The 20,474-nt window shown below is 64.7% G+C and carries 19 protein-coding genes; 14 read left to right on the top strand and 5 right to left on the bottom strand.

Going from position 1 to position 20,474, the window contains the following annotated elements; all coding sequences use genetic code 11:
- The first annotated feature begins 21 nt into the window (after positions 1–21).
- From NKI64_RS10560 to NKI64_RS10550, 3 genes are read left to right on the top strand one after another with little or no spacing between them, the layout of a single operon-like run.
- On the top strand, positions 22–1,521 hold the full coding sequence (locus tag NKI64_RS10560; protein ID WP_196815217.1) for a sugar ABC transporter ATP-binding protein: 1,500 nt from the start codon (positions 22–24) through the stop codon (positions 1,519–1,521).
- A complete protein-coding gene (locus tag NKI64_RS10555; RefSeq protein WP_023686801.1) occupies positions 1,518–2,483 on the top strand; it encodes an ABC transporter permease in 966 nt (321 codons plus the stop codon). Before NKI64_RS10560 ends, NKI64_RS10555 begins: the two co-directional genes overlap by 4 nt.
- A complete protein-coding gene (locus NKI64_RS10550; protein WP_023695084.1) occupies positions 2,480–3,451 on the top strand; it encodes an ABC transporter permease in 972 nt (323 codons plus the stop codon). The genes NKI64_RS10555 and NKI64_RS10550 overlap by 4 nt, the downstream gene beginning before the upstream one ends.
- On the opposite strand, the gene NKI64_RS10545 is transcribed toward NKI64_RS10550, so the two are convergent.
- Positions 3,425–4,366: an amidohydrolase family protein gene (locus NKI64_RS10545; protein ID WP_023692366.1), complete on the bottom strand. Its 942-nt coding sequence runs from the start codon at positions 4,364–4,366 to the stop codon at positions 3,425–3,427. The two genes, NKI64_RS10550 and NKI64_RS10545, sit on opposite strands and share 27 nt — an antisense overlap.
- Positions 4,367–4,437: 71 nt before the next feature.
- Between NKI64_RS10545 and NKI64_RS10540 the strand changes: the two genes are divergently transcribed.
- The 4 genes from NKI64_RS10540 to NKI64_RS10525 are packed head-to-tail and all read left to right on the top strand — an operon-like array spanning position 4,438 to position 8,362.
- A complete protein-coding gene (locus NKI64_RS10540; RefSeq protein ID WP_023686803.1) occupies positions 4,438–5,763 on the top strand; it encodes an alanine racemase in 1,326 nt (441 codons plus the stop codon).
- 38 nt (positions 5,764–5,801) lie between these two features.
- Positions 5,802–6,146, top strand: a complete 345-nt coding sequence (locus NKI64_RS10535; protein WP_023686804.1) for a RidA family protein — start codon at positions 5,802–5,804, stop codon at positions 6,144–6,146.
- A gap of 2 nt (positions 6,147–6,148) precedes the next feature.
- Complete coding sequence (locus tag NKI64_RS10530; protein WP_023686805.1) at positions 6,149–7,159, top strand: succinylglutamate desuccinylase/aspartoacylase family protein; 1,011 nt, start codon at positions 6,149–6,151, stop codon at positions 7,157–7,159.
- 21 nt (positions 7,160–7,180) lie between these two features.
- Positions 7,181–8,362: a hypothetical protein gene (locus tag NKI64_RS10525; RefSeq protein WP_031196132.1), complete on the top strand. Its 1,182-nt coding sequence runs from the start codon at positions 7,181–7,183 to the stop codon at positions 8,360–8,362.
- Positions 8,363–8,437: 75 nt separating this feature from the next.
- On the opposite strand, the gene NKI64_RS10520 is transcribed toward NKI64_RS10525, so the two are convergent.
- The 3 genes from NKI64_RS10520 to NKI64_RS10510 are packed head-to-tail and all read right to left on the bottom strand — an operon-like array spanning position 8,438 to position 11,602.
- Entirely contained in the window at positions 8,438–9,289 is an 852-nt protein-coding gene (locus tag NKI64_RS10520) for a TIGR01459 family HAD-type hydrolase (RefSeq protein WP_023686807.1), read from the bottom strand.
- Positions 9,286–10,575 carry an FGGY-family carbohydrate kinase gene (locus tag NKI64_RS10515; RefSeq protein ID WP_023748640.1) on the bottom strand — a complete coding sequence of 430 codons (1,290 nt, stop codon included), beginning with the start codon at positions 10,573–10,575 and terminating at the stop codon, positions 9,286–9,288. Before NKI64_RS10515 ends, NKI64_RS10520 begins: the two co-directional genes overlap by 4 nt.
- Positions 10,559–11,602 (bottom strand): class II aldolase/adducin family protein, encoded by a 1,044-nt coding sequence (locus NKI64_RS10510; RefSeq protein WP_023748639.1) that lies wholly within the window; start codon positions 11,600–11,602, stop codon positions 10,559–10,561. Before NKI64_RS10510 ends, NKI64_RS10515 begins: the two co-directional genes overlap by 17 nt.
- Positions 11,603–11,795: 193 nt before the next feature.
- Between NKI64_RS10510 and NKI64_RS10505 the strand changes: the two genes are divergently transcribed.
- The 7 genes from NKI64_RS10505 (at position 11,796) to NKI64_RS10475 (ending at position 19,322) form a co-directional block, all read left to right on the top strand.
- Positions 11,796–12,578, top strand: coding sequence for a DeoR/GlpR family DNA-binding transcription regulator (locus NKI64_RS10505; RefSeq protein ID WP_023748638.1), 783 nt, complete (start codon positions 11,796–11,798; stop codon positions 12,576–12,578).
- Entirely contained in the window at positions 12,575–13,954 is a 1,380-nt protein-coding gene (locus tag NKI64_RS10500) for an FGGY-family carbohydrate kinase (RefSeq protein WP_023748637.1), read from the top strand. The genes NKI64_RS10505 and NKI64_RS10500 overlap by 4 nt, the downstream gene beginning before the upstream one ends.
- Positions 13,955–13,998: 44 nt before the next feature.
- Complete coding sequence (locus tag NKI64_RS10495; RefSeq protein WP_050588083.1) at positions 13,999–15,495, top strand: sugar ABC transporter ATP-binding protein; 1,497 nt, start codon at positions 13,999–14,001, stop codon at positions 15,493–15,495.
- On the top strand, positions 15,492–16,484 hold the full coding sequence (locus tag NKI64_RS10490) for an ABC transporter permease subunit (RefSeq protein WP_023738261.1): 993 nt from the start codon (positions 15,492–15,494) through the stop codon (positions 16,482–16,484). The genes NKI64_RS10495 and NKI64_RS10490 overlap by 4 nt, the downstream gene beginning before the upstream one ends.
- Before the next feature lie 76 nt (positions 16,485–16,560).
- Entirely contained in the window at positions 16,561–17,499 is a 939-nt protein-coding gene (locus NKI64_RS10485; protein WP_023670567.1) for an ABC transporter substrate-binding protein, read from the top strand.
- Between the two features lie 65 nt (positions 17,500–17,564).
- Positions 17,565–18,458 carry a sugar phosphate isomerase/epimerase family protein gene (locus NKI64_RS10480; RefSeq protein WP_352667839.1) on the top strand — a complete coding sequence of 298 codons (894 nt, stop codon included), beginning with the start codon at positions 17,565–17,567 and terminating at the stop codon, positions 18,456–18,458.
- A 621-nt stretch (positions 18,459–19,079) separates the two neighbouring features.
- Complete coding sequence (locus NKI64_RS10475; protein ID WP_023670565.1) at positions 19,080–19,322, top strand: DUF768 domain-containing protein; 243 nt, start codon at positions 19,080–19,082, stop codon at positions 19,320–19,322.
- A gap of 33 nt (positions 19,323–19,355) precedes the next feature.
- Here NKI64_RS10475 and NKI64_RS10470 read toward each other — a convergent pair whose 3' ends face one another.
- Positions 19,356–20,474: a DmpA family aminopeptidase gene (locus tag NKI64_RS10470; protein ID WP_352667837.1), complete on the bottom strand. Its 1,119-nt coding sequence runs from the start codon at positions 20,472–20,474 to the stop codon at positions 19,356–19,358.

Below are 20,474 nucleotides of genomic sequence, written 5' to 3'. Positions count from 1 at the left end.
AGGGTTGTAGCGTTGACAACCATGGCTCCGCTGCTCGCGGCGCGCGGGGTGTCGAAGTCTTTCTTCGGCAACCCCGTCCTGCGCGACGTTTCAATCGCTCTCCAGCCGGGCCGCGTGCATGCGCTGCTCGGCGAGAACGGCGCCGGAAAGTCGACCTTGATCAACCTTTTGTCCGGCGCCTTGAGACCGGATGGCGGGACGATCGAGGTCGATGGACGCGCGGTCTCACGCATGACGCCAGCTGTTGCGCGGCAGGCCGGCATCGCCGTCGTCCAGCAGGAACTCAGCCTGACGGCCAGTCTTTCCATCGCCGAAAATGTTGGTCTCGGCGCCTATCCCAAACGGTTCGGCCTGATCGACTACCGCGAACTCGCTGCGCGGGCGAGGGCCGCATGCGAACTTGTCGGGCTGCACGAGCCGCTGTCGACGCCGGTCGGGAATCTGTCGCTCGGCCGCCGCCAAATGGTGGAGATCGCCAAGGCGCTCTACCGCCGGCCGCGCGTGCTCATTCTCGACGAACCGACATCGTCGCTATCGGCAACCGAAACCAAAATCCTCACCGATCTGCTGCAGCGGTTGCGCGGCGAAGGCATCGCCATTCTCTACATCTCGCACCGACTGAACGAAGTCATGGCGCTGTGCCAGCACGTCACCGTGCTGAAGGACGGCACCTGCACGGCCGACCGCACCCTGGAAGGCACCGACGCCGCCGGGTTGGTTCGGCTGATGGTCGGCCGCGATCCCGGTGATCTTTTTCCGCAATGGCAGCCTTCCAGTTTGCTTGCCGACGCTATCTCCGTCCGAAATCTTTCGGCCGGCCTGATGCGCGACGTCGATCTGGATATCAAAACGGGCGAAGTGCTTGGCATTGGCGGCCTGGTCGGGCAAGGGCAGGAAGATCTGCTGCTCGGTCTCTACGGCGCCATTCCGGCACGGACGGCGTCGGCGACCGTCAACGGCGCCTCCGGCCTGCCCGGCGGCGTGCCGAAAGCCAACGCGCTGGGGCTGGCCTATGTGCCCGCGGATCGCAAGCGCGAGGGCCTGCACCTGATCCATCCCATCATCACCAACATGATGCTGCCCGCCTTTGCCAGGCTGCCGGCGCTGAAGCTGCGCAGCCGCCGCGCAGAGCGCGAGACGGCCAAAAGCCTTGCCGCCCAACTCGGCATCAAGGGTCACCTCGGCCGGGCGGCGCAGGCTCTATCGGGCGGCAACCAGCAGAAGGTGGCGCTGGCGAAATGGATGCCGCACGACCCGTTGGTGCTTCTGCTCAACGATCCGACGCGCGGCGTCGACGTCGAAACCAAGCGTGAGATCTACATGATGCTTCGCAATTTCGCCGCCGCCGGCAAGGCGGTCGTGCTGCTCAGTTCCGACACGCCCGAACTCGTGCACCTTTGCGACCGTGTAGCCATCGTCCGCGAAGGCCGCATCGTCGCCATGCTGGCGCGTGGAGCGCTGAGCGAGGAAGCCATCGTCTCCGCGGCGATGGGCGCCGAACAGCGGAAGGTTGCGGCATGAACACATCTTCCTCCGCCCGGCAGACCGGCGCGCTCTACTGGCCGGTGCAACTGCGTCGCAATGTCGGCGTGCGCAGCCTGTTTGCCGTCGTCCTGGTGTTTCTCATCGCCTATGGCGTCCTCTTTCCGGGTCTGTTCACGGCGTCCGGCTTCGCCAAATTCACGCAGAGCTGGTTTCCATTGGCTCTGGTCGCGATGGCGCAGGCGATCCTGATGCTCACCGGCGGCATCAGCCTGGCCATCGGCGCGACGGTCAGCTTGGGCGCGGTCATCGCCGCGACGACGATGGCCGGGCCGCTGGGCGTCGCCGGGGGCACTGCCGCGGTGGCGCTGACGGGCCTCGGCATCGGGGCGGCGACCGGCTTCATCGTGGTACGGCTTCGGCTGCCGGCCATCGTGGTGACGCTTGCCGGGTCGTTCATCATCGGCGGCGCCGCACTGCTGATCCTGCCGCGGCCCGGCGGCGCAATCCCGGCGTGGCTGTCCGACCTGCTTGCCGGCAACACACCGGCGGCATTCGTGCTGCTGGTGCTCATCGTTCTCCTGTGGAAGCTCTATCTCGCCACGCCGCTTGGCTTGAGCCTCTATGCCGCCGGCGAGAATCCGGTCGGCGCCTATCGCTCCGGCGTGCCGGTCGACGGCGCGCGCATTGCGGCCTATGCGATCAGCGGTCTGCTCTCCACCGGCGCCGGCTTGTTCGTCGCCGCACAGACCGGTTCGGGCGACCCGGTCATCGGCGCCGCCTTTACCCTGAACTCGATTGCCGCTGCGGTGCTCGGCGGCATCGGCTTCCTCGGCGGCCAGGGCACGATGCGCGGCGCGCTTGCCGGCAGCCTGCTGCTCAGCCTGATGATCAGCGTCATGTTCTTCCTCGGCTTCACGCCGGTCGCACAATATGTGGCCCAGGGCCTGATCATCATCGGCGCGGTCGCCATCCCGCAATTCCGCAAGGCACAGCAATGACAGCATGGAATGACAGCGCGGGCGGCAAACGCGCCCTGACGGTCCTGCGCAGCCGGCCGTTTCTCACCGTTGCCATCGTTGCCGCGGTCTGGATCGTGGCGAGCTTCGTTTCGCGCGGCTTCGGCGCTTATGGCCATCTGCGCTATCTGGTGGAGCTCGGCGCCGTCATCGGCCTGGTTGCCGCGGGCCAGACTTTTGTGGTGATCGCCGGCGGCATCGACCTTTCCGTCGCGGCCATCGTCACGGTCAGCGCCGTCAGCCTGCCGCTGCTGTCGTGGCAGGTGGATCCGACCGGCATCACCGCCATTCTTGCCGTTCTGGTGCTGACCACGGCAATCGGCCTGGTCAACGGGCTCGGCGTCGCTTTGCTGCGCGTCCACCCGATGATCATGACATTGGCCATGGCGACATTCTTGCAGGGTCTGTTGATCATCATCGCCGGCGGCAGCGCCGTGACCGCCGAGAACCCGCTGGTCCACTGGCTCGGCAATGGCCGGCCGGCCGGCATTCCCGCTGGCGTATTGTTGTGGGTGGTCGTCTCGGCGATCGTGCTGACCACGATGCATGCGACATCGCTCGGCGCCCGGATTTTTGCCATGGGCGCCAACCCGCTTGCCGCGGCGCTGTCCGGTGTTCCGGTCACGTCCACGACGCTTGCGGTCTACGGCATCAGCGGCTTCTGCTCGGGACTTGCCGGCGTGCTCGTGTTGGGCATGAACGGACAGGGCTATGTCGGCATCGGCGATCCCTATCTGCTCGCCTCGATTGCCGCCGTGGTCCTCGGTGGCACCTCGATCCTCGGCGGGCTTGGCACCTATGCCGGCACCATCCCCGGCGCCATCCTGCTGGTCACCATCACCGCGCTGATCACCGTCGTCAACGCATCGCCCGGCTGGCGCAGCATCCTGTTCGGCTCGCTGATCCTCGGCCTGCTGCTGCTCTCAGGCCGGGAGCAGGCGCGCCGATGACACATCGTCGAGCCGATAGATGCGCCTTGCGTTGCCGAAGAACAGCGCCGTCTGCTCGTCGGCGGAAAAGTCCGCTGTGATGGTTTTGAAGCCGTCATATATGTCATCGAACGAGGCATGCAGGCCGGCGACCGGAAAGTCGCTGCCGAACATGGCGCGACCGGTGCCGAAACAATCGATGCAATGCAGGACGACGGGCTTCAGGCTGTCGAGCGTCCAGTCATGATCGTAGGCGACCAGATCCGATATTTTGATGGCGACGTTGTCGCATTGCGACAGAAGCCGCAGCCCGTCGCGCCACACCTGCATGCCATCGGCGTCGCGGTCGATCGGGCTACCGCAATGGTTGAGCACGAATTGCTGATCGGGGAAGGCCCTGGCAAGCAGCCCCGCGTCGGCGAGCTGGCGCGGAAACACCATCATGTCGAAGGCCAGCCGATGCTGGCCAAGCAAGGCAAGCCCGGCGCGCCAGGCCGGATCGTCCATGATGCCGTCACGGGCCGCAAAACGGCGGGCAGGGTCGGGATCCCAGCTCAATATGTCGCGCACGCCGGCGACACGCTCGAACGCGGCTTGCGCTTCGATCAGCGCCGGCGCCTGGCGATCGGCGAGCGGCACGTGAACGACATAGCGGGCGGCGACGCCGCGCGATTTGTCGAGTGTTTCAAGCCAGCGCGTTTCTCCGATGCAGTCGCCACTCGCCCAGCCGGCTTCGACATGGACGGTGGCGACGACATTATGCCCTATGGCATCGCGCGCATAATCCCCGGGCAGATAGTTCCGCCGCAAGGGGCCAAGCTCGCCGAGGCCGCCGCGCTCGCTGGCCGTGGCGGCGAGCCAGGGATGCCGTCCCAGTCTGAGATCCCAAAGATGATGATGGGCGTCGATGATCGGTCCGGCGTAAGGTTCTGGCACGTATCTCTCTCAGGCTGTGACCGGCGATCGATCCTGGCTTCGTTCTGCGACGGTAAAAGGGTTAGCATCGCATGACTGAAAACTCACCGGTTCCAGCCCTTTCGGTGCGCGAAAATTTTCGGCTCGACGACCGCATCCGCGGCGTGCCTCCCGGCACAACCGGGCTGGACAGCAGCCTTGTCGCGGCCGAGCACTGGCATCCGGCCGATGGACGCATGGCGCTTCCGGTGCTGACCCTCGACGAGGCGGCCTTCTCCGCCAATCGCGACCTGTTCCTGCGCTATGCGCGCGAACACAATGTTGCGATCGCTCCGCATGCCAAGACGCCGATGGCGCCCGATCTTACCCGGTCGCTGGTCGAGGCCGGCGCATGGGGCACGACGGTCGCCGACATCAGGCAAGCGACAGTGATGCTGAAGGCCGGCTTGACACGGCTGATCATCGCCAATGAGGTTGGAGGAGCCGGCGGCGCCAACCGGCTGGCCGTGCTTGCTGGTGCCTGGCCGGATGCCGAGCTCTATGTCTTTGCCGACTCGGTCGACGCCGTGAACGCGCTTGCCGAGGCTTGGCGCGCCAATGCGGCGCTGCCGCCGCTGCGCGTGCTGGTCGAACTTGGTGCGGGCAGGGCGGGCGCCCGCACCACCGCGCAAGCCGAGGCCATCGCCGATGCGATCACGGCTGCCGGCGGGCGGCTGCTGATCGCCGGCGTTGCGACCTATGAAGGGGCGGCGGCGCAACCCGAGCCCGGTCGCACCGATGAGGTGATATCCGGCCTGCTGGCAATGACCGCCGACATGTTCCTGCGGCTGCGTGCCCGCGTCGGCGGCGACGCACCGCTGATCGTCACAGCCGGCGGCTCCGCCTTCTTCGACCAGGTGGTCGCGGCGCTTGCACCCCTCGTTTCCAGCGACGGCAACGCAACGCTGGTGCTGCGCAGCGGCGCCATCTTCTTCCACGACCACGGCACCTATGACCGTTCGCTCGGCGCCCTCGATGCCCGCAAAGGTTTTGCCATAGGCGGCATCAGCGCTTCGGCGCGGCATTCCTTTCGCCCTGCGCTACGCCTTTGGGCCGAAGTGCTGTCGCGTCCGGAGCCGGGCCTTGTCATCTGCGGCATGGGCATGCGCGACGTGTCGTTCGACCAGGGCTTTCCAACGCCGCTCACCGTCTTTCGTGCCTGCAAGCCGCTGCCGATGCCGGCGGCGCGCGCCGAGGTGGTCAAGCTCAACGACCAGCATTCCTTCCTGTCGATTGCACCGAGCGACGACGTGGCCGTCGGCGACGTCGTCGAATTCGGCATCTCGCATCCCTGCACCTGCCTCGACCGTTATCGCGTGATCTTCGGCGTCGACGCGACCGGCCACGTCCGCCACGCTTTCCCCACCTGGTTCGGCTGACCAGATCCCCCAAAAAGAGAACCTCGAAAGGATCCGATATGATCAAGTATTTTCAGTCCGGCTCGCGCATGTCGCAGGCAGTCGTCTATGGCGGCCTCGTTCACATAGCCGGCCAAGTGGCCAACGATCGCAAGGCCGGCATCGAAGGCCAGACCAGCGACGTGCTTGCCAAAGTCGAGGCGCTGCTGGTCGAGGTCGGCAGCAGCAAGTCGAAGTTGGTGGCGGTCAACATCTTCCTGCCGCAGATCGGTGATTTCGAGGCCATGAACAGCATCTACGATGCCTGGATCGATCCTGCCCGCCTGCCGGCGCGGGCCTGCGTCGAGGCGCGGCTTGCCGACCCTGATCTCCGCATCGAAATCACCGCGGTCGCGGCGGTCTGACCATGCACACCGGCCTCGCCCACACGCTCGATTTCGACCGCGACGGCAAGACGCTCAGCCATCTAAGCATTCCGTTCTCGATCGATCGCTCGCCCTACTTTCAGGTCAAGGTGCCGATCTGCCTTATCCGCAATGGCGACGGCCCGTCACTGCTTTTGATGGCCGGCAATCACGGCGACGAATATGAGGGCGAGCTGTCGCTGGCAAAACTGGCGCGCCGGCTCGATCCGAAGCGGATCAAGGGCCGCATCACCATCATGCCGATGGCCAACGCCCCTGCGGTGATGGCCGCCAAGCGCTGCTCGCCGCTCGACGGCGGCAATCTCAACCGGGCGTTTCCCGGCGATCCCTCGGGAACGCCGACAAGCCGGCTCGCCAATTTCCTTGAGACGGAGCTGTTTCCTCGTCACGACGTCGTCTTCGATATCCATTCGGGCGGCACGTCGATGGAGCATCTGCCGACCGCGCTGGTCGAACGCAACGCCGATCCCGAGCGCCACCGGCGTGGCGTCGAGCTGATGCGCACGCTCGGCATGCCCTACGGCTTTATCGCTGACAACGGCCAGGCCTCGCCAACCTCGATGGGCGCAGCGCGCCGCGCCGGCGCCGTCGGCGTCAGCGGTGAGTTCGGCGGCGGTGGCACCGCAACGGTCGATTCGATGGCGATCACGGCCCGCGCGCTCGACCGTCTGATGATAGCAATGGGTGTGGTCGACGCGCCGGTTCTTGGCGCGGGCGAAAAGCCTTCGGCGCCGACAAGGCTGCTGTCCCTGTCCAGGCACAGCCAGGGCCTCTATGCCACCCGCCGCGGCTGGTTCGAGCCCGCCGCTAGGCTCGGCGACAGTGTCACTTCAGGACAATTGGCCGGCTGGTACCACGATCTCGAGCGGCTCGATGTTGCCGAGGAGGCCCTGCATTTCGCCGAAAGCGGCTTGGTGCTGTCGCGCCGGCTGCACACGATGTGTGAGGCGGGCGACTGCCTAATGCAGGTCGCAGAGCCGGTCGACGGCTGAGCCAAAGGCAGAGGATATTCCATGCAGCAACTGTCCATGTGGACCTATCCCTGGGACATCCAGGATCTCGGCCTGGAGACGGTCGAACGTGATCTTGTCGAGCGCGCCGGGCTCAACATGATCAGCCTGGCGACATCCTATCATGCCGGGCGCTTCCTGCAGCCGCGCAGCCCGCGCCGCAAGGCCTATTTCCCTGAGGACGGCACCATCTATTTCAAGCCGACCGCTGCGCGCTGGGGAAGTCTAGCCATCCAGTCCAAGGTGGCTGACGTGATCACTGAGGGCGGCGACGTGCTCGGTCAGCTCATCCGCCGTCGCGACGCGGGCGGACTAGGAGTTTCGTGCTGGACGGTCTGCCTGCACAACACCCGCCTGGGCATGCTGCATCCGCAGGCCGTCACCCGCAACGCCTTCGGCGATGCCAATTACTACAATCTCTGCCCCTCCCATCCCGATGCGCGCGCCTATGTCCGCGCGCTGATCGCCGACATCTCGCACAGCTACCGGCCGGACCGGATAGAACTTGAAAGCCCGTCCTTCATGGGCTTTGCCCATGAATACCATCACGAGAAGGACGGTGTCGGGCTGACGCCGGAAGACGATTTTCTTTTGTCTCTGTGCTTCTGTCCGTCCTGCGTCGCCCGTGCGGCAAAAGCCGGCATCGATGCCGAGGCGGCGCGCAAGCTCACCAGGCAATGGATCGTCGAGACCTGCGAGCGTGCGATGCCTGAGCGGCGCTTTCCCGATTTTCCCGCCTGCGGCATCGACGCCTTTGCCCCCTGGCCGGAGCTCCATGCCTATCTCTTGTGGCGATTCGAGCCAGTGACCAGCCTGGTCGCCGAACTGCGCGAGGTAGCCGATCCCACGACGCGGGTCGTTATTATCGATCTGAAAGACGGCTGGCTTGGCGGTTGCGATCTGGCAGCGCTGGGCAAGGTCTGCGACGGGGCGATCCTGTGCGCCTACGACATGCAGGCCGGCGATGTCGCCAGCCTGATGGCGGCCGGCCGTGCGGCACTGGGCGCGGACAAATTCCTCGGCGCCGGCTACCGGCTGTTCTATCCGGAAATGGCCCGCCCCGACATTCTTGCGGCCAAGGTGAAGCCAGCGCTGGCGCCCGGTGTCGACGGCATCAATTTCTACAATTACGGCCTCATTCCAGCCGCGCGGCTCGACTGGATCCGCGCTGTTCGGCAGCCTTGAGCCAGCCGGCCAATGCTCGCCGGCCACGAGGCGTTGAGGCCGGATTCGGGCGCGAGCGCTGCGGGGTGAATCAAATCAGCGAAACCTGAAGCCATCCATGGTGTAATCCGGGTATGCGTCCATCGTGTCGAACAGGTCGAACAGGTCAGGTGTGTCCGCCAATATTCCTGACAGAACCAGCACCGTGGCCACGCCGGCAGCAAGTCCGCCAGCGATGTCGTGTTCGACACTGTCGCCGACGCAGACCACAGTGCCGCGGTCTGGATTGCCTGCCAGCGCTAGTGCGGCGCCGAATATGGCGGGGTAAGGCTTGCCGATACGCGTGACGCTACCACCGAGGTCCTCGTAGAGATCCGCCAGCCGGCCGGCACCGAAGCGCGGCCCCACTGCCGTCAGCATGATCTTGTCAGGGTTGGTGCAGAAGCATGGCACCTGCCGCACCGCAGCCGGCGCAAGAAGCCGGCGATAGTGCTCAAGATCGTAGCGGTCGCCCTCGCTGGCCGAAATCAGCACCAGCCCGGCATCGTCACCGTCCTTGGTCAATGCGAAGGGCAGACCTTCGATCGCCGAGCGGTCATCGTCGCGGCTTATCAACAGGCATTTCGTGTTTGGCAGTAGCTTTCCGGATACCGCCATGTCGTGGAAGAACTCCCACGCGACCTCGCCGGAAGAAACAAAATGGTCCCAGCTTCCCGGTTCGAAGCCGAGCTTTAGCAGCCGGCTCTCGTTAGGCCCCGCCCGCTTGCCGGAGTTCGAGATCAGCACAATGGTCTTGCCGGCGCGCTTCAGCGCCGACAGTGCTTCCACCGCCCCTGGATAGGGGCTGGCGCCGTCATGGAGCACCCCGAACTGATCGAGCAGGAAAAAATCATAGCGCTCGGCCAGCTGGTTGACGCCGTTGAGGTGTTCGACTGTTTTCGCGCTCATAGAAGCCCCGCCGCGCTTGCGCCCGTCAGCGCCAGCCGCGCCGTGCCGGCGGCGGCTTCGTGCGAAAGCGCCGGCAGGAAATCAACACCAAGTCTGCGCTGCCGGATCGCCGTCCAGGCGGCATTCGCCGCACCGCCGCCGACGCTTCTGACCGACGTCAGCCGCGGCGCGCCGAGCTCTGCGAGCCTGTCATAGCCGAGCGCCTCGATCGCGGCGATACCCTCCAACATGGCTTTCAGATAGTCGGCGTCCTCCACCGGTCGCGGCACAAGACGAGGCGGCAGTGCCGGATCGGCGATCGGAAAGCGTTCGCCTGCAGTGGCAAGAGGATAGTAGTCGAGGCCGGTCTCGGTCATCGGGTCGATCGCCATGCTCAGCTCGACGATGCGCGCCAGAGGGAAATGTTGTGTCAGCACCTTGCCGCCGGAGTTCGATGCGCCGCCCGCCAGCCAGACATCTCCAAGCCGATGGCTGTAGATGCCGAAGCGTGGCGCCGAGATAGGCCGGTCGGACAGGATCTTGACGGTCAACGACGACCCCAGCACGGTGACGCCGTCGCCTATTGCCGCGGCACCTGTCGCCAGGAACGAGGCGCAGCCATCGGTCGTTCCGGCGACGACGGCGATTTCGCGCGGTAAGCCGAACATATCCGCGGCATCCGCGGTTAGCTTGCCGACGACATCGCCCGGCCTGACGACGCCGGGCAGCAACTCCATGCGCATTTCGGTGGCCGCAATCCAGTCCGGCCAGCAGCGGGCCGTGATGTCGTAACCGGTTTTCAAGGCATTGTTCTCGTCGCTGACATCGAAGCGACCGGAGAATTGTCCCGCGATCCAGTCCGCCTGATGCAGCACCGCGGCAACACCGGGCGTGCGCTGGAACCAGAGCGCCTTGGCAAGACCGGACGTTGCCCCAAGTGCGGCACTGGTCGCTGGGGCTTCGCGAGCGATCGCGACCAGAATGGCGTTGTCGGCGACCGTATCGTTGTACATCAACGGCTCGGCCAGCGGCCGCCCGGCGCCGTCGACCGGCAGCAACGTACCTGAAGTGCCGTCAACAGCGATCGATCGGACCGCTGTTCGGTCGATGCCCGAAAGCAGTTCCGCCAGCGCTGCGCCGACCGCTGACCACCACACTGCAGGGTCGCGGGCATTCCGGCCAAACAACTCGAGCGAAACGGCGGAACGCGCGGCAATGGAAAAATCTGGACGCATGGCGACCGCGCGCGCGCCGGACGTGCCGATGTCGATGCCTATGGCAAGCGGCGTGTCAGCGGCTGGCGGCATTGAGTTTCTGGCGATACTTCTCGGCGTCCCAGTTGACCAGTTCATCGTTCTCGGCGGCGGTGAGGTAGTTCAGCCGCGCTGCAATGTCGATGCGTGCCGTCACGTCGGCAAGGCAGCGTTGCATGGCGTCGGCGCCGGCACTGGCGTCGCCGCGCATCAGCACGCCCAGCCCGGGAAACAGGATCGCCACGGGCTTTGCACCGCACCGCTCGATGACGCGCGGCACATCCTCACCGGGCTTTGCCACCACCGACCCCCGACCCAGAAAGATGACGTGATCGGGGTAGAGGCTGCCCCCGGACGCCATGCGGCGGCTTTCGGGATCGATGGCGACCGCGTGCGCCTCGATTTCCGCCGGCAGCCTGTAACCGGTTTTCCCGGCCAGCGCCGCCAATCCCGCAACATCCGGTTCCGCCACTTGGCGCGCCGGCCGCGCCAGAAGCAGCGTGACGCGGCGCAGCAGCACTTCGGCCTCGGCGACGGTATCGGCCGCGACGACCAGCCCGTGATTGGCAAGGATCAGCACGTCGACCTCAGCCTGAAGCCGCTCGGCAATACCCTGGGCAAGCGGCAGGCCTGGACGGAAATAAGGAACATACGCCCATTTGAGACCATCAAGGCGTCTGGCGGCTTCCACCTCGCAATCGGCCTGTACCGCCAGCGAAATGGTCTCGACGCAATGGACATGCAGGACGACGCGCTGCGGCATCAAAGCGTGAACGGTGGTTTCAATCGAAGGGCGCAGGCGCCGGGCGTTGAGCGTCTCGATGGCGAAGATCTGCGGCTGGTCGGCGGCGCTGTCGCGCTGTTCGACAGCCCTGAGCAGCGGCGCCATCGCCACCGGGACCATGATGTCTTCGGAGAGCGCATCCTTCAGCCATGTGCCGGAAGCCTTGATCCACAGCGTGTCGCCGGCTTTCAGCGAGGTGTTGCCGCCGGCGGCCTGGGTCAGGTTTGGATTGCGCCCGATGCTGGCCGAAAGCGCCCGCAAGGCAGCCATTTCCTGCGCATCCGCATAGGTCGCCATGGCGCATTTCCTCTATCAGCTCCGCCAGCCTCGCAGCTTCGGATACCCGTCGTGGGATGTTGATGTGTATCGCAGATGCGAGCGACTTACGTCAATAGTGATCTAATGTCATCAAAGGTTCTTGCAATCGGAAAGATGTTGAGTAAGTTGCGTCAAATGCCGTGGCAAAAACGGCTTCTGGGAGGAAAAACGATTGAGCGACTCCGGCCGCCAGCGTCAGATCGTCGAGTTGCTGCGGGATCGCCCCTTCGCGTCGGTGCGCGAACTGCAGGAGCAGCTCGGCGTGTCGGCGGCGACGGTGCGGCGCGACATCGACAAGATCGACGAGGCCGGTGAAGCACGGAAGGTCTATGGCGGTATCTCGGCGCTCGACGGCGCTTCACAGGCGGGTGTTGCCTATGCCAGGCCCTATGACGAGAACCGCGACCTCGCGGTCGAGGCCAAGCGGCAGATCGCCGCTCTCGCGGCCACGATGGTGCGCGACGGCGATGCGGTCATCGTGCATGGCGGTTCGACCTGCTTCCACCTCGGGGTCAAGCTCGCCGAGCGCAGCATCCGTCTCTATACCAATTCGATGCCGCTCGCGGCCTATCTGAGCGACCACGGCCATTGCAGCCTGACCGTTGCCGGCGGCGATCTGCATCGTGAGCCGGGCATCATCCATTCACCGACCCAGGCGGAGCCGTTCTACGCGTCGAAGTTCTTTCTCGGCGCCCAAGGCCTTGGCCAGGAGGGCGTGCTGGAATCGCACCCGCTGCTGGTCCGCTCCATCGCCGATCTCAGCCTGTGTGCCGACCAGATCGTGGTGCTGGCCGACAGCCGTAAGCTGTCGATCCACGCCCGTAACATCGCGCTGCCCTTGTCGCGCATCGGCACGCTGGTGACCGATGACGGCCTGTCCGACGTCGACGCGCGCATGCTGGAAGGCGCGGGCGTCATGGTGCGCATCGCTTCGGCTTCGGGAGCCATCCAGTGAAGATGGCCGTCCTCGATTTCGGCAAGACCAATTCGAAGCTGTTCGTCTTCGCTCAGGACGGGCGCATCGTCGACGAGCGCCGGACCCGGCCGAACTGGATGCGCAAAGATGGCTTCAGCGTGCTTGATGAGGCAGCACTTCACGATTGGGCGGTTCGCGCCGTAAGCGAGGCCGCCGACATCCATGGCGTAGAGGGCGTGATGGTGTCGGGCCATGGCTGCACCTTTGCCCTGGTCGACGAGGCGGCGCTGACGCATCCGATACTCGATTACGAGCAAGAGCCGCCGGCTGATATTGCCGCGCAAATTGATCGCCTCGTTCCGGATTTCACCGAGACCTTCTCGCCGCGATTGCCGCTCGGCTTCAACTACGGTCGCCACATGCTGTGGCTACAGGCGGTGCAACCCGGTGCATTCACGGCCGCGAAATCGATCCTCGGCTATCCACAATACTGGAGCTGGCGGTTTGGCGGCCGGGCGGTCTCGGAAGTGTCCTATCTCGGCTGCCACTCGCATTTATGGGCGCCGCGCAAGCGCGACTTCAGTTCGCTGGTCGACATCGAGGGCTGGCGCGACCGGATGCCCGCCTTCGAGCGGGCGGGCTCGGTTATCGGCGAGCAACGCCTCGGCGACACGAAGCGGCGGATCGCCATCCACAATGGTGTCCATGACAGCAATGCCGCGCTCCATGCCTATCGCCGGCAGGAGCTTGGCCCGGTCACCGTCGTCTCGACCGGCACCTGGGTCGTCGTGCTTAATCCGGATTGCCTGCTCGACGAGCTCGATGGCCAGCGCGACATGCTGGTCAATGTCGATGTCGACGGCGGCCCTGTGCCGACCATCCGCTTCATGGGCGGGCGCGAATTCGCCACGATCAGCGACGGCTGGCAAGGCGCGATCGCGCCGGCGGCGGTGCAGCGGGTGATCAACGCCGGCAGCATGGCGCTGCCGAGCTTCGCGCCGGGCGGCCCAATGCCCGGCCGCGCCGGCAAATTGGTCGGTCGGATGCCGAGCGCCGAGGAACGCGCAGCCGTGGCGCTGCTCTACGTCGCGCTGATGGTCGACCTCTGCCTCGACCAGATCCATTCGGACAACACCGTGATCGTCGATGGCGGACTGAACGCTGGCGGCCTGCTCGCCGGGCTAGTGGCGCAACTGCGTCCCAGCCAGGCCTTCCTGCAAGGGGCCACACTGGAGGGCAGCGCCACCGGGGCGGCGGCGCTGGCCTTCGAGACCGTCGGCCGCGAATTTGCCGCGGAAGTGCCGGAGCCCGTGCGTGCTGCAAGCTTCACCGGACTTGCCCGATATCGCGACACATGGCGTGGCCTCATCGGCGAGCAGGGCATCCCCCGCGCGGCAGCGGGAGGCGCACGGTGATCGTCGCTGCTCAGGCCGAAGTCACGCGCCAGCCAGTGCTGGAAATGCGGCACATCTCGAAGACGTTCGGGCCAGTCCGCGCCTTGCAGGACGTGTCGCTGACCGTCCATGCCGGCGAAGTCCATGCGCTGATGGGTGAAAACGGTGCCGGCAAGTCGACTTTGATGAAGGTGCTGTCCGGCGCCTATCGGCCTGATGCCGGCGGCGAGATACTGATCGACGGCGTGCCGGTCGCCACCGGCGACCCGATCAAGGCGCGGGCTCACGGCATTGCGGTTATCTATCAGGAACTGTCGCTGGCGCCCAACCTGACGGTCGCGCAGAACATCTTCCTCGGCAATGAGCCGAGGCGTTTCGGCATCGTCGACCGCGACCAGTGCTACCGGCGCAGCAATGAGATCATCAAGCGTCTCGGCGTGTCCTTCTCCGCACGGGCCCAGGTTTCCAGCCTGTCGCTCGGCGAGCGTCAGCTGGTCGAAATCGCCCGCGCGCTTTCGACCAGCGCGCGCATCATCGTCATGGACGAGCCAACCACCTCGCTGACCTCGCGCGAGACCGACCGTCTGTTCGAGGTCATCGCGACGCTGAAGTCGCAAGGCATCGCCATCATCTACATCAGCCACCGCATGGAAGAGGTCTACCAGTTGGCCGACCGTGTCAGCGTGCTGCGCGACAGCGGCTATGTCGGCACGCTCGAGCGCGCCGAGCTGAACGCCTCGCGCCTCGTCTCGATGATGGTTGGCCGCGACCTGTCCGCTTTTTACAGGAAGGATCATCGCCCGCCGGACAACAAGCGCGCGGTCGCCTTGTCGGTGCGCGGCATGGCGGACGGCAATCTCCTGAAGAACTGCTCCTTCGAACTGTATAAGGGCGAGGTGCTGGCTTTGGCTGGCCTTGTCGGCTCGGGCCGCACCGAACTCGCGCGACTGATCTTCGGTGCCGACAGACGCATCGCCGGCACGCTGGAACTCGACGGCAAGCCCGTAACCATCGGCTCGCCAAGCGAGGCACTGAATGCCGGCATCGCCTATCTCACCGAGGACCGTAAGGAGCTCGGCCTCTTTCTCGACATGTCGATCTCCGACAACATCAGCATGGGCGTGCTGGCCAGGGATGCGCGGCCCGGCGGCTTGCGCGATTTCAAAGCCGCCGAGAGACGTGCTGCCACTGCCGTTTCGGATCTCTCCATCCGCACCAGGTCGGTACAGGCCAATGCCGGTTCGCTGTCGGGCGGCAACCAGCAGAAAGTGTTGCTTGCCCGCCTGCTCGAGACCGAGCCGCAAGTGGTCATCCTGGATGAACCGACGCGCGGCGTCGATGTCGGAGCGAAGTCGGAAATCTACCGGCTGATCGACAATCTCGCCAAAAAGGGCATCGCCATCCTGATGATCTCCAGCGAACTGCCGGAGGTGATCGGCGTTGCCGACCGCGTGCTGGTAATGCGCGACGGCACGATTGCCGGCGAGGTTACGGCGTCCAAAGACCAGCCGCTGCGCCAGGAAGCAATCATGGAACTTGCAACGGGAGCGGCTAAGGGATGACCGACAAGGCGACCGAGATCAGTGGCCAGGTTGTCGGCAGGAGCCGGCGGTTGCGCACCGCCTTCGCCGCCCTTGGTATGCTGCCGATCCTGATCCTGCTTGCGGTCGGCTTTCAGTTGATGAACGCGCGCTTCTTCACCCAGACCAATTTGCTGATCGTCATGCAGCAATCGTCGATCAACATTGTGCTGGCAGCGGGCATGACCTTCGTCATCCTGACCGGCGGGATCGACCTGTCCGTCGGCTCGATACTTGCCGCCTCGGCGATGGTGGCGGTGATGGTGTCGCTGGTGCCTGATTGGGGACTGCTGGGCGTGCCGGCGGCCATTCTCGTCGGCCTCGGCTTCGGCGTCATCAACGGGCTGCTGATCGCCTATATCAGACTGCCGCCCTTCATCGTCACGCTGGGGTCGCTGACCGCTGTGCGCGGCGTCGCCCGCCTGCTCGGCCAGGACACCACGGTGTTCAACTCGGACCTGCCGTTCGACTTCATCGGCAACGGTACGCTGTTCGGCGTTCCCTGGCTGGTCATCATCGCCTTGTCGGTCGTGGTGCTGTCCTGGCTGGTGCTCAAGCGCACCGTGCTCGGCACCTGGATCTATGCCGTCGGCGGCAATGCCGAAGCGGCGCGGCTGACCGGCATCAAGGTGCCGCTGGTGCTGCTCTTTGTCTATGGCGTTTCCGGCCTGCTGGCCGGCCTTGGCGGCGCCATGTCAGCGGCCCGGCTCTATGCGGCCAACGGGCTGCAGCTTGGGCAGTCTTACGAACTCGACGCCATTGCCGCGGTCATTCTCGGCGGCACCAGCTTCGTCGGCGGCGTCGGCTCGATCTGGGGTACGCTGATCGGTGGCCTGATCATAGCGGTGCTCTCCAACGGGCTTATCTTGGCCGGTGTCTCGGACATCTGGCAGTACATCATCAAGGGATTGGTCATCATCGTGGCAGTCGCCCTCGACCGCTACAGGCTCCAGGCAGGAGCGAGAACGTGATTGACCTTGGTCGCCGGCGTAAACGACCGGTTTGTGTAACGCACCGTGAGAGGCGCGGGGCAATTGGAGGAAAGCAATGAAGACCATCGCTAAACTGCTCTGCGGCGTCGCACTCGCGGCTGCCGCCATCGCGCCCGCATCGGCCAAGGACCTCAACAAGGTCGGCATCTCGGTCGGCCTGCTCGGCAACCCCTTCTTCGTCGCCACCATCAAGGGCATCGAGGACGCGGCCAAGAAGATCAACCCGAAGGTCGAGGTGACGTCAGTGTCGGCCGACTACGACCTCAACAAGCAGGTCTCTCAGGTCGATTCCTTCATCGCCGCCGGGGTCGACGTGATCATGCTCAATGCGGTCGATGCCAAGGCGATCGGCCCGGCGGTGAAGAAGGCGCAAGCAGCGGGCATCGTCGTTGCCGCCTTCGACGTCTCGGCGCCAGGCGCCGACGTCACCGTCATGACCAACAACGTCAAGGCCGGCGAAGAGGCCTGCCAGTACCTGGTCGACCACACCGGCGGCAAGGGCGACTACGTCATCCTCAACGGCCCGGCGTCGTCGTCGATCCTGGAGCGGGTGAAGGGCTGCAAGGACGTCCTTGCAAAACACCCGGACATCAAGATCCTCTCCGACGACCAGAATGCCGAAGGCTCGCGCGACGGCGGCCTGAAGGTCTTTCAGTCGCTGCTGACCCGCTTCGACAAGATCGATGCGGTGTTTGCCATCAACGATCCGACGGCGATCGGCGCCCAGCTTGCGGCCAAGCAGCTCAATCGCTCGGAGTTCATCTTCACCGCAGTGGATGGAGCGCCCGATATCGAGAAGGAACTCGCTTCCGGCACCTCGATGATCAAGGCCTCGGCTTCGCAGGATCCCTATGTGATGGCTGGCCAGTCGCTGACGATGGCGGCTGAGCTGCTTGCCGGCAAGAAGCCGGCGGAGCCGACCGTGCTGCTCGACCCGAAGCTGATCACGGCCGAGAACCTGAAAGACTACAAGGGCTGGACCGCAGCCCGCTAAGCCTCCCAAGGCCGATGCGGCCGGGGCAACCCGGCCGCATCTCAATTCAGAAACGGGAGACGATCATGTCGCGCATCGGTATTCATTCCTTCGTCTGGTCGGCGAGTTCGGCGCAAGGCGACCTCGAACGGACGCTGGCCAACACCAAGGAGGCCGGTTTCGACCTGATCGAGTTCTCCTATCTTGACCCGGCCAATGTCGACGTTGGCGGGTTGGCCAGGCGCATCGCCGACCTCAAGCTCGGCGTCGCGATCAGCATCGGCCTGCCGGCCGACGGCGACATTTCGAGTGCCGACAAGGCGGTTGCCGCGCGCGGCGTCAAGATCCTCAACGAGACGATCGCGCTCACCCGCGATCTCGGCGGCCAGAAGATTGGCGGCATCCTCAGTACCAGCCACGGCTTGCAGACGCAGGCGCCGACGCGCGATCAGTGGAACCGCAGCGCGGGGACACTTGCGAAGGTTGCGGAGACGGCCAAGGCCGCCGGCGTCACGCTCAATCTGGAGATCGTCAACCGCTTCGAAAGCAATCTTCTCAACACCGCTTCACAAGGCCTGGCCTTCATCGCGGACACCGGCTCCGACAACATCTTCCTGCACCTCGATACCTTCCACATGAACATCGAGGAGGCCGATGTCGGACTGGCTATCCGCCATGCCGCTGACAAGATCGGTTATGTCCATATCGGCGAGAGCCATCGCGGTTTCCTCGGCACCGGCAATATCGACTTTGCCGCCATCTTCGATGCGCTGACCGCGATCGGCTATAGGGACGACCTCAGCTTTGAATCCTTCTCGTCGAAGATCGTCGACGAGAACCTGTCACGGAAGACCGCGATCTGGCGCAATCTGTGGTCCGACAATATGGAATTGGCCCGGCATGCGCGCGCCTTCATCTCAATCGGTCTGGAGACGGCGCAGCGAAAGGCAGACCTTGTTGCATCGAGACATCGTCCTTAGCAGGAGCGCGCTGCCAAAGCGCCAATGTTGTCGTTCATCCGGCCCGCGCCTTACGTGCAAGGAATCGACGTCGGAGGCGCTGAGTGTGGCGGAGGCAGTCGAGCGGGGTGACGCTGACGAGAGCTTTCTGTTTTTGGCTCACGAAACGCAATAAAATCAACATCTTCATACGCCCTCCGGGGTCATCCAATCTCCATACTGGACGGGGATGACGTTTGACACAGCGCGGCGGAAAGAAGCAGGATGGCTGATAGAGTCGACATCGCATAATGATGTCACTATATAGCGGCGGCTTCGACCGTGTAGCTGTGGCGGTGTACCACGAAGCAGCAGAAAATGTGTTACGCGTTGTGATCCCTATTGTGATACAAATCGGCCGTTGACAGCAGGAAAAGATCGTAAGAACAATAGCATAGAGCCGAAGCCGATCCCGGCCAACGTACCACTCTATCAAACAATCAGAACGTGCTCATTGAACCCTTCCCTTCATTCGGCTCTTCGGACCTCCGACAAGATCAACTTGCCGGGCGATGCCGACTCGGTTCGAATGGCAGCATGCATCCTTTACCGGGTGCGGACGTTTACGGTTACCAACCGGCATAGCCGCCAGGGAAAAGCAGTATGAGTGAACATGCGATCGAGTTCTTGCGCGGATGGATCGGTGAAAAGGTCCACTGCCAGCACTCGCCGGTAAAGATCGAGAAGCAGGCCGAGACCCTCGCCAAGGAGTGCGCGGCCAAGGCCGCTGAGGTCGGCATTCCGCTGGAAGATATCCAGGAAGAAGTCGGCGACATCCAGGAACTGATCGCATCGCGGCTCGAAGAGGCGGCCGAGGCCGACCAGAGCAACGCGGCCAAGCCGTGACCCAACAGGCCTGGCGCCGCCAGGCCTTGTCCTCTATCCAAATCGATCTTTCAGCCAGGCCTTCGGCAGCGCCGGCACGAAATTGCCGTCGCGTCCGCTCATATCCTCATTGGCGACCATTGCATTGAGGATCGCCTCCTCTACGCCTTGCGCCACCGCATCGAAGAACGGATCGATATCGACGTCCGGGATGTAAGCGGCGTTTGCGGTTCGTCCCGACGGTGCAAGTGCTGCTTGCGGATTGGCGGTGGTGAAGGCCAGAAAAATGTCGCCCGAACTGTGGTAGCCGAAGCCGCCTGTCATGGCGATGCCGAGCGGCACGCGCTTTGCCAGCCGCTTCATCTGGTGCGGCAGAAATGGCGCATCGGTGGCGACGATGGCGATGATCGAGCCCTTTTCGGCACGCGGCGTGCCTTCGCGCATCGCCGGCTCTACCAGATCGGGCCCGACGCGGGCGCCGCGCAGTGTGAAATTGCGCCGCTTGCCGAAATTCGCCTGCACGAATACGCCGACCGTATGCCTGATGCCCTGCCACTCGACGATGCGCGATGCCGTGCCCGAGCCGGCCTTGAAGCCAAAGGCAATCATGCCGGTGCCGCCGCCGACACTGCCTTCCTCGATCGCTCCACCGGCGGCACCGTCGAGCGCGGCTTCGACATCTTCGAAGCCGACGTGATGACCGTTGATGTCGTTGAGGAAACCATCATAGGTCTCCGCCGCAACCGGCAGGCCCCAGCCGCTGTCGAGCGCCGCCGGCAGCACGCGTTGCATCCAGCGCAGCGTGCCGTCGCGGGTGACGCCGCAGGAATGCGTGTTGGTGATCGTGACGGGCAGGTTGAAGGCGCCGACTTCCTCGATAATGTGCGACCCCGTCAACTCGCCATTGCCGTTCTGGCTGAAGACACCGGCAAACACCGGCGTGGCGAGCTCAGCCAACGGCCGCGGCAGGATGGCGGTGACGCCGGTGCGCACCGGCCCCGTGCCAACCTCGAGCAGACCCTCGCCGGAAATCAGCGTCGCATAGCCGACCGATACGCCGGGCACATCGGTGATGGCGTTGAAGCCGCCCGGCGTGCCCTCGAAGGCAATGCCGAAAGCACGGGCGCGCGGCTTGCCCGCCGGCGTTTGAAGATGCGGGTCATGTCCGGTCAT

It is taken from the genome of Mesorhizobium sp. M0478 (genome assembly GCF_040321305.1).
Lineage (GTDB): Bacteria > Pseudomonadota > Alphaproteobacteria > Rhizobiales > Rhizobiaceae > Mesorhizobium.
The sequence above is the reverse complement of the archived record's forward strand: the minus strand, read 5'-3'. Positions and strand labels throughout refer to the sequence as shown.

Excerpts from the sequence above, each read along its gene's own strand:
- NKI64_RS10555 (WP_023686801.1), top strand. The coding sequence starts at position 1,518 with ATGAACACATCTTCCTCCGCCCGGCAGACCGGCGCGCTCTACTGGCCG.
- NKI64_RS10525 (WP_031196132.1), top strand. The coding sequence starts at position 7,181 with ATGCAGCAACTGTCCATGTGGACCTATCCCTGGGACATCCAGGATCTC.
- NKI64_RS10540 (WP_023686803.1), top strand. The coding sequence starts at position 4,438 with ATGACTGAAAACTCACCGGTTCCAGCCCTTTCGGTGCGCGAAAATTTT.
- NKI64_RS10475 (WP_023670565.1), top strand. The coding sequence starts at position 19,080 with ATGAGTGAACATGCGATCGAGTTCTTGCGCGGATGGATCGGTGAAAAG.
- NKI64_RS10530 (WP_023686805.1), top strand. The coding sequence starts at position 6,149 with ATGCACACCGGCCTCGCCCACACGCTCGATTTCGACCGCGACGGCAAG.
- NKI64_RS10560 (WP_196815217.1), top strand. The coding sequence starts at position 22 with ATGGCTCCGCTGCTCGCGGCGCGCGGGGTGTCGAAGTCTTTCTTCGGC.
- NKI64_RS10470 (WP_352667837.1), bottom strand. The coding sequence starts at position 20,474 with ATGACCGGACATGACCCGCATCTTCAAACGCCGGCGGGCAAGCCGCGC.
- NKI64_RS10490 (WP_023738261.1), top strand. The coding sequence starts at position 15,492 with ATGACCGACAAGGCGACCGAGATCAGTGGCCAGGTTGTCGGCAGGAGC.
- NKI64_RS10550 (WP_023695084.1), top strand. The coding sequence starts at position 2,480 with ATGACAGCATGGAATGACAGCGCGGGCGGCAAACGCGCCCTGACGGTC.
- NKI64_RS10515 (WP_023748640.1), bottom strand. The coding sequence starts at position 10,575 with ATGCCGCCAGCCGCTGACACGCCGCTTGCCATAGGCATCGACATCGGC.
- NKI64_RS10510 (WP_023748639.1), bottom strand. The coding sequence starts at position 11,602 with ATGGCGACCTATGCGGATGCGCAGGAAATGGCTGCCTTGCGGGCGCTT.
- NKI64_RS10495 (WP_050588083.1), top strand. The coding sequence starts at position 13,999 with ATGCGGCACATCTCGAAGACGTTCGGGCCAGTCCGCGCCTTGCAGGAC.
- NKI64_RS10480 (WP_352667839.1), top strand. The coding sequence starts at position 17,565 with ATGTCGCGCATCGGTATTCATTCCTTCGTCTGGTCGGCGAGTTCGGCG.
- NKI64_RS10535 (WP_023686804.1), top strand. The coding sequence starts at position 5,802 with ATGATCAAGTATTTTCAGTCCGGCTCGCGCATGTCGCAGGCAGTCGTC.
- NKI64_RS10520 (WP_023686807.1), bottom strand. The coding sequence starts at position 9,289 with ATGAGCGCGAAAACAGTCGAACACCTCAACGGCGTCAACCAGCTGGCC.
- NKI64_RS10485 (WP_023670567.1), top strand. The coding sequence starts at position 16,561 with ATGAAGACCATCGCTAAACTGCTCTGCGGCGTCGCACTCGCGGCTGCC.